Annotated in this window: 6 protein-coding genes; 1 reads left to right on the top strand and 5 read right to left on the bottom strand. The window is 43.7% G+C overall.

Going from position 1 to position 4630, the window contains the following annotated elements; translation table 11 throughout:
* Window positions 1–136 precede the first annotated feature (136 nt).
* The 4 genes from ctpB to IM479_RS14795 all read right to left on the bottom strand — a co-directional run bounded on the left by ctpB (window position 137) and on the right by IM479_RS14795 (window position 3194).
* Window positions 137–1462: a carboxyl-terminal processing protease CtpB gene (gene ctpB / locus IM479_RS14810; protein ID WP_353737551.1), complete on the bottom strand. Its 1326-nt coding sequence runs from the start codon at window positions 1460–1462 to the stop codon at window positions 137–139.
* Window positions 1463–1604: 142 nt separating this feature from the next.
* Window positions 1605–2024, bottom strand: a complete 420-nt coding sequence (locus IM479_RS14805) for an NUDIX hydrolase (RefSeq protein WP_287684490.1) — start codon at window positions 2022–2024, stop codon at window positions 1605–1607.
* A gap of 45 nt (window positions 2025–2069) precedes the next feature.
* A complete protein-coding gene (locus tag IM479_RS14800; protein ID WP_287684492.1) occupies window positions 2070–2429 on the bottom strand; it encodes a four helix bundle protein in 360 nt (119 codons plus the stop codon).
* A gap of 54 nt (window positions 2430–2483) precedes the next feature.
* Window positions 2484–3194 carry an OB-fold nucleic acid binding domain protein gene (locus IM479_RS14795; RefSeq protein ID WP_286824120.1) on the bottom strand — a complete coding sequence of 237 codons (711 nt, stop codon included), beginning with the start codon at window positions 3192–3194 and terminating at the stop codon, window positions 2484–2486.
* 89 nt (window positions 3195–3283) lie between these two features.
* Here IM479_RS14795 and folD point away from each other — a divergent pair, with 89 nt between their 5' ends.
* Entirely contained in the window at window positions 3284–4141 is an 858-nt protein-coding gene (folD, locus tag IM479_RS14790; protein WP_287684493.1) for a bifunctional methylenetetrahydrofolate dehydrogenase/methenyltetrahydrofolate cyclohydrolase FolD, read from the top strand.
* Between the two features lie 138 nt (window positions 4142–4279).
* Here folD and IM479_RS14785 read toward each other — a convergent pair.
* Window positions 4280–4630: Uma2 family endonuclease (locus IM479_RS14785; RefSeq protein ID WP_287684494.1), on the bottom strand; the 351-nt coding region annotated here is incomplete at its 5' end.

Here is a 4630-nt window from a genome sequence, read left to right as displayed (position 1 = left end):
CAAAATGGACGGGTCGGAAAGCGTAAGACTTCTGTTAAAGAAGCAGCATCCCGGGTCGCGTCAACCCCATTGACGCGACCATTCTAAAAAGGTGGCGTGGTGAGGAATCGCCGTCCGTTTTACGGCGGCGAGGATGTCAATCAGCGCGACTACTCAAAGGGTTATTGAGATTGCTAGTGCCAGGACGTTTAACACTATGGGATTGTAACAGCGAGATCGCGTGTTGATACTGGGGATCATCCTTAGTTCCCAATAAAGAAGGATCATCGCGGAAGCGCAGCTGTTGTTCCTGGGTTAACTCGATCTGCACATCGGGTTTAATGCCTTTTTTGTAGATATTTTCGCCGTTGGGGGGATAATAACGGGCAATTGTCACCGCTAAACCGGAACCATCGGAGAGGGTGTGTACCGATTGGACGGTACTCTTGCCATAGGTCGATGTACCCACTAAAGTCGCCCGGCCATTTTCTTTCAGCGCCCCAGCGAGGATTTCGCTGGCACTCGCTGAACCTTTATTAACCAAGACTACTAGGGGTAAATCGGTAATAGCGGTGTTATTGGCAGTAAATTGACGATCACCGCCTCGTCGATCGATGGTGCTAACGATTTTGCCCTGTTTCATCCACATGCGAGCTATATCGACACTAGCAAATAGTAAACCGCCGGGGTTGCCCCGCAGATCGAGAACATAGCCGGATATCTGTTGTTGACTTAATTCCTCGATCGCCTGTTTCATTTGTTCGGCCGCATGGGAACTAAATTCATCCAGTTTAATATAACCAACTTTCACCCCAGCTTCCTGTTTCAGGGTATAGCTAACCGAGGGGATTTCGATATCTACCCGGGTCAAAGTCACTTCAAATACCCCCTGATCGGGACGGGCAAGCTGTAAACTAACGTTAGTACCCACTTCTCCCTGTAGGGCTTCCATTGCTTGTTCTAAGGTCATTAAAGCGGTGGGTTTGCCATTAATTCTGATCAGGCGATCGCCTGTTTTAATTCCCGCTTCCTTGGCGGGGGATTTTTTCACCGTATCGACAACGACCAGATCGCTAGTGCGTTTATCGAGGGCTAAACGTACCCCAATTCCCGATAATTCTCCGGAAGTTTGACTGGTGAGGACAGAAAATTCACTAGGAGTTAAAAAACGGGTATAAGTATCGCCCAAATCCTTTAAAGCTTCCCGAATTGCCGTGTAAGCTTGTTGGGGATTAGTATAATTTCTGCTTAACAATTCTTGACGTTTTTTTTGCCAATCAATTTGATGAAAACTACGATCTACAAATTCATTATTAACAATTTGCCAAACCTGGTCGATGACTGCTTTCGGGTTATCTTCTAAGGGTTTTTCCCCTTTGGCTGCGGGGGTAAGGACCATCAGGGAACTAACTGCTAGGGTAGCGATCGCACCTCCAGATAGGAGTTTCTGCACGGAAACGAACGAGGGACGCGACTGGTTCATAAAGACAAAGCCAAAATAAGATTGACGTTTCAATAAAGCCATTCAAAAAGCGGGAGCATTTTGCCTTTGAGGGAGGTGAGGAGCAGTGTTAACTACGACTTCCCTAGAGATTAGGGAGTTCCTTGTCTGGCTCTAATATCCACTATAATTCTACTTCTATAAAATCGAGTAATATCTGTCGATGAATTTTTCCTAAAGGACGAGTCTGATTAATCTTCTGGGAATAGTATTCCCCTTGAAGGATGGCAGCCGGGGGTAATAATGCCAAATCTTGCCCTTCCGTTTGCACTAATTTTTCTAATTCCACGGTCAGAGGTACATGATAAAGATAACGGGAGAGATTATCATCGTTATAAGAGCGAAAATAGCCTAAACTAGGGGCTTCGTAGTTAATTTCTTCTTTTAACTCTCGTTTTAACCCTATTTCTGGATTTTCACCCGCTTCTAAGTGACCACCAAATAAACCCCACACCCCCGGATAGAGAATCGTCGGGATGTCGTCGCGCAACTGCATTAAAAATCGACCGTCCTGTTCTAAAATCGCCAAAGCAACGAATATCATCAGTTATCAGTTATCAGTTATCAGTTATCAGTTATCAGTTATCGGTTATCGGGTTTTGGTATTTTCTTGGCAGGTTTTTAGAATAGCCCAAAGCATTTTACCAATTTCCTCTGCGTCATCATTGATACTTTGAAAGGCTCTTTCCTCTATGTAATTCGTGTCTTTCAATAGAGACAGCCAATACTTTGTTTCTAGACACTCCTTATAAGCTATTGACATTTTAGCTCGAAAATCAGCTTTAAAAATAGCTCCATTAGCCTCGGCAATGTTAGCCCCGATTGAAGTGCCACTCCTTAATAGCTGTTTTGACAAAATATATTCTTGTTTAGTTTCACACAAATATTTATAGCCTTTAACAATCCTAATGGCAAATTTATAAGCTTTGTCATAAACTTTACTCTCCATCTGTTTACCCCGCTACTGATTACTGATTACTGATTACTGATTACTGATTACTGATTACTGTTTACTGTTTTTCTCCCTTTGTTTATGGGGTAAAAAGAAAGCATCGAGGGGGTCCCGGACGGGTTTAACCACTGCGGGGGGTTTGGGGGGAATCGCTTCTGCGACGGGTTGCACGGGTGGATTGGGTTTAACGGGGGTAACGACGGGAGTTTCTGGGGGTTTTGTTTCAGCAGCGCCCGGAATTGTCACCTGTCGGGGATTTTCCAGGGGTTTAGTGGAGACTGGGGGAGAATTATTTTCTGGGGGTTTAACTTCTGAGGTGGGGGAAGGTTTAATTTCTGGGGACGGGGAGGGAGTGGGAACCGAATTAACTGCTACTGCATCCATCTGTTCTAATTCCAGCACATACAATTCGTTAACGCTTTGGGAACCCTGGGGAATAGCCTCAAAGTCAATTTTGCCCTTAATGACGATTTCTTCGCCTTGACGGGGTAATTTATTGCTATTGGTGCGAATCCAAATCTTACCCGACCCATCCTGCAAAAGATAGGCTCCTCCAGTTAAAAAAGGGGCATAATTGCTCACGGTTCCCCTAAGATAAACTAAAGTGCCTTTTGGTTTTTCCTGTAATTGTTCGATCGCTGTTAGGGGAGGATCACCGATGTAGGGAACGGCAATACCGAGGTCAGCAAGGGTACTACAACCGAATAACCCTAGCAATAATAATAAACTGCCGATGCGCCCTACACGAGTCTGAATAGACATTCTTGCTTTAACCTTAACGAGTGCGATTAGCCAATCTTTTTGACCATAGAATGGATCCGAAAGATTTTTGTTCTCGGTATTATCATAGAATGTCCGTAACTACTTGCCAAATTCTCGACGGGAAAGCCTTAGCTCAAAAAATCCAACTTGGTCTAGGAGAGCGCATCCAGAGGCTAAAATCTCAAATGGGACGACCTCCGGGGTTAGCGGTGTTGATGGTGGGGGATAATCCCGCTAGTGCCGTTTATGTCCGCAATAAGGAGAAAGCTTGTACTAAAATCGGCATGGCCTCTTTTGGTCGTCATTTTCCCACCGATACAAGTGAACTAGAAATTTTAGCGGAAATTGTCCGTCTCAATCAAGATGAGCGGGTGGACGGGATTTTAATTCAATTACCCTTACCTAAGCATTTAGATGCGGTTTCCCTTCTCTACCAAATTGACCCGAAAAAAGATGCTGATGGTTTACATCCTCTCAATTTAGGCGGTTTAGTGCGGGGTGAGGACTGTATCCGCAGTTGTACTCCTGCGGGGGTCATGGCACTGCTGAAAGAATATAATATTCCCATAGCCGGTAAGCACGCGGTGGTGGTGGGTCGCAGTATTCTAGTGGGGAAACCTTTAGCTTTAATGTTATTGGAGGAAAACGCTACGGTAACTATTGCTCACTCGCGCACAGAAAATCTGGCAGAAATAACCAGAAGTGCCGATATTTTAGTACCTGCTGTCGGTAAAGCTAATTTAATCACTAAAGAGATGGTAAAACCCGGTGCAGTGGTAGTGGATGTGGGGATTAATCGCGTCGCTGACCGTTTGGTGGGCGATGTGGACTATGCTGGGGTTTTAGAAGTGGCTAGTTATCTTACTCCTGTCCCCGGGGGTGTCGGTCCGATGACGGTGGCAATGTTATTACAAAATACATTGTTAAGTTACGAACGCAAGTTATAAACCCTCAGCTACCAGCTATCAGCTATTCAGTAATTCTATGGTGAGGTACGAATTTTTCGTTTTGGGGAGTCGGTCGTCGGTCGTCGATACCAAATTAGGTTATACTTTCTCTTTATGAGAAACGCTCTATAATTTAATTTAACAAATATTACCGAGTATTTCAATTAAAGTTAACTCTATTTCTGAAAAGGATTCAATAAAAATACTTTCACCTCGATAATATTTCTGAATAGCTTGATAACTACCATGCAGAGGATGGCGATAAACTTCTAAACATTCTTCCTTGAGATTGACAATCCAAACTTCTTTTTTAATATTTGCTTCCGCATAAAGAGGAATTTTAGTATAGCGATCATAATCGATGGTAGAATCAGAAACTTCAATAATTAAATAGATATCTTGAGGACAAGGATAGGCAGCAACATAAAAATCCGATCGAGGTATTAGTAAACTTAAATCTGGTTCTGGTTGAGAATTATTATTTAATCT

Source organism: Microcystis sp. M165S2 (assembly GCF_020245885.1).
Classification (GTDB): Bacteria; Cyanobacteriota; Cyanobacteriia; order Cyanobacteriales; family Microcystaceae; genus Microcystis.
The sequence above is the reverse complement of the archived record's forward strand: the minus strand, read 5'-3'. Positions and strand labels throughout refer to the sequence as shown.

Excerpts from the sequence above, each read along its gene's own strand:
- ctpB (WP_353737551.1), bottom strand. The coding sequence starts at position 1,462 with ATGAACCAGTCGCGTCCCTCGTTCGTTTCCGTGCAGAAACTCCTATCT.
- IM479_RS14805 (WP_287684490.1), bottom strand. The coding sequence starts at position 2,024 with ATGATATTCGTTGCTTTGGCGATTTTAGAACAGGACGGTCGATTTTTA.
- IM479_RS14800 (WP_287684492.1), bottom strand. The coding sequence starts at position 2,429 with ATGGAGAGTAAAGTTTATGACAAAGCTTATAAATTTGCCATTAGGATT.
- IM479_RS14795 (WP_286824120.1), bottom strand. The coding sequence starts at position 3,194 with ATGTCTATTCAGACTCGTGTAGGGCGCATCGGCAGTTTATTATTATTG.
- folD (WP_287684493.1), top strand. The coding sequence starts at position 3,284 with ATGTCCGTAACTACTTGCCAAATTCTCGACGGGAAAGCCTTAGCTCAA.